The organism is Lysinibacillus sp. RU7 (assembly GCF_057837305.1).
In genome coordinates, this window is record NZ_JBYQFK010000088.1 from 1 (window position 1) to 333 (window position 333).

The 333-nt window shown below is 51.7% G+C and carries 1 rRNA gene; it reads left to right on the forward strand.

Annotated elements, in window-relative coordinates:
- Window positions 1–333: ribosomal RNA gene (locus AC3II9_RS21645) — 23S ribosomal RNA — on the forward strand; the annotation flags it as partial.

Sequence of the window (333 nt, forward strand, 5' to 3'; positions counted from 1 at the left end):
AGGTTAAGTTGTGAAGACGGAGCCGCAGCGAAAGCGAGTCTGAATAGGGCGATGTAGTACGTGGTCGTAGACCCGAAACCAGGTGATCTACCCATGTCCAGGGTGAAGGTGAGGTAACACTTACTGGAGGCCCGAACCCACGCACGTTGAAAAGTGCGGGGATGAGGTGTGGGTAGCGGAGAAATTCCAATCGAACTTGGAGATAGCTGGTTCTCTCCGAAATAGCTTTAGGGCTAGCCTCGTGATGAGAATACCGGAGGTAGAGCACTGTTTGGACTAGGGGGGCATCTCGCTTTACCGAATTCAGACAAACTCCGAATGCCGGATATTTAT